Below are 2,666 nucleotides of genomic sequence, written 5' to 3' on the forward strand. Positions count from 1 at the left end.
TAAGGTGGTTAAGCCCTCGGCCTATTAGTACCGGTCAACTCAACACGTTACCGTGCTTACATCTCCGGCCTATCAACCCAGTCGTCTAGCTGGGAGCCTTACCCACTCAAGGTGGTGGGATACCTCATCTCGAAGCGAGCTTCCCGCTTAGATGCTTTCAGCGGTTATCCCTTCCGAACGTAGCCAACCAGCCATGCTCCTGGCGGAACAACTGGCACACCAGAGGTTCGTCCGTCCCGGTCCTCTCGTACTAGGGACAGCCCTTCTCAAGTATCCAACGCGCACGGCGGATAGGGACCGAACTGTCTCACGACGTTCTAAACCCAGCTCGCGTACCGCTTTAATGGGCGAACAGCCCAACCCTTGGGACCTGCTACAGCCCCAGGATGCGACGAGCCGACATCGAGGTGCCAAACCATCCCGTCGATATGGACTCTTGGGGAAGATCAGCCTGTTATCCCCGGGGTACCTTTTATCCGTTGAGCGACACCGCTTCCACACGCAAGTGCCGGATCACTAGTCCCGACTTTCGTCCCTGCTCGACCCGTCAGTCTCACAGTCAAGCTCCCTTGTGCACTTACACTCAACACCTGATTGCCAACCAGGCTGAGGGAACCTTTGGGCGCCTCCGTTACCCTTTAGGAGGCAACCGCCCCAGTTAAACTACCCACCAGACACTGTCCCTCGACCCGATCAGGGCCGCAAGTTAGATACCCAAACCCAACAGAGTGGTATTTCAACAATGCCTCCACCCGAACTGGCGTCCGAGCTTCACCGGCTCCCACCTATCCTACACAATTAAATTCGGATACCAATGTCAAGCTATAGTAAAGGTCCCGGGGTCTTTCCGTCCTGCCGCGCGTAACGAGCATCTTTACTCGTACTGCAATTTCGCCGGGCCTGTGGTTGAGACAGTGGGGAAGTCGTTACGCCATTCGTGCAGGTCGGAACTTACCCGACAAGGAATTTCGCTACCTTAGGATGGTTATAGTTACCACCGCCGTTTACTGGCGCTTAAGTTCTCCGCTTCGCCCCAAAGAGCTAACAGGTCCCCTTAACGTTCCAGCACCGGGCAGGCGTCAGTCCATATACATCGTCTTACGACTTGGCATGGACCTGTGTTTTTAGTAAACAGTCGCTTCCCCCTGCTCTCTGCGGCCATACCACGCTCCACCCGCAAGGGGCTTCACGCGTCCGGCCCCCCTTCTCCCTAAGTTACGGGGGCAATTTGCCGAGTTCCTTAACCACAGTTCACCCGTCGCCTCGGTATTCTCTACCTGACCACCTGTGTCGGTTTCGGGTACGGGCCGCTCAGAACATCGCTAGAGGCTTTTCTCGGCAGCATAGGATCAATGACTTCACCAGAACGGCTCGGCATCACGTCTCAGACTATGTGGTGTGCGGATTTGCCTACACACCGTCCTACACGCTTACCCCGGCACAACCACCGGCCGGGATCATCTACCTTCCTGCGTCACCCCATCGCTAAACTACTACCCGTCAAGGTCCTAGTCTCCCGCATCGCCGGCCGAAGCCATTGAATTGTTCAAGTAGTTAGTACAACGAGGTTCGTCTTGGGCGCTCCTTTGCGGGTACGGGAATATCAACCCGTTATCCATCGACTACGCCTCTCGGCCTCGCCTTAGGCCCCGACTCACCCAGGGCGGATTAGCCTGGCCCTGGAACCCTTGGTCATCCGGCGGAAGGGGTTCTCACCCTTCATTCGCTACTCATGCCTGCATTCTCACTCGTGTAGCGTCCACGACTGGATCACTCCGCCGCTTCACCCGCTACACGACGCTCCCCTACCCATCCACACACCTGCACAACACTCTCAAGGAGTGAAGCGGAGTTAATGTGTGAATGCCACAGCTTCGGCGGTGTGCTTGAGCCCCGCTACATTGTCGGCGCGGAACCACTTGACCAGTGAGCTATTACGCACTCTTTAAAGGGTGGCTGCTTCTAAGCCAACCTCCTGGTTGTCCATGCGATCCCACATCCTTTTCCACTTAGCACACGCTTAGGGGCCTTAGCTGGCGATCTGGGCTGTTTCCCTCTCGACTACGAAGCTTATCCCCCGCAGTCTCACTGCCGCGCTCTCACTTACCGGCATTCGGAGTTTGGCTGATTTCAGTAAGCTTGTGGGCCCCCTAGACCATCCAGTGCTCTACCTCCGGCAAGAAACACGCGACGCTGCACCTAAATGCATTTCGGGGAGAACCAGCTATCACGGAGTTTGATTGGCCTTTCACCCCTAACCACAGGTCATCCCCCAACTTTTCAACGTTGGTGGGTTCGGTCCTCCACGCAGTCTTACCCACGCTTCAACCTGCCCATGGCTAGATCACCCCGCTTCGGGTCTAGAACATGCGACTAAAACGCCCTATTCAGACTCGCTTTCGCTACGGCTACCCCACACGGGTTAACCTCGCCACATGCCACTAACTCGCAGGCTCATTCTTCAAAAGGCACGCCATCACCCCTAAAGGCTCTGACGGATTGTAGGCGAACGGTTTCAGGTACTATTTCACTCCCCTCCCGGGGTACTTTTCACCATTCCCTCACGGTACTAGTCCGCTATCGGTCACCAGGAAGTATTCAGCCTTACCAGGTGGTCCTGGCAGATTCACAGCAGATTCTAGGAGTCCGCTGCTACTCGGGAACAC

Annotated in this window: 1 rRNA gene; it reads right to left on the minus strand. The window is 56.1% G+C overall.

The annotated features are described in order from the left end of the window. Positions 1-4: 4 nt before the first annotated feature. Positions 5-2,666, minus strand: a 23S ribosomal RNA gene (locus BM290_RS46905); the annotation flags it as partial.

The organism is Actinoplanes philippinensis (genome assembly GCF_900113015.1).
GTDB lineage: Bacteria > Actinomycetota > Actinomycetes > Mycobacteriales > Micromonosporaceae > Actinoplanes > Actinoplanes philippinensis.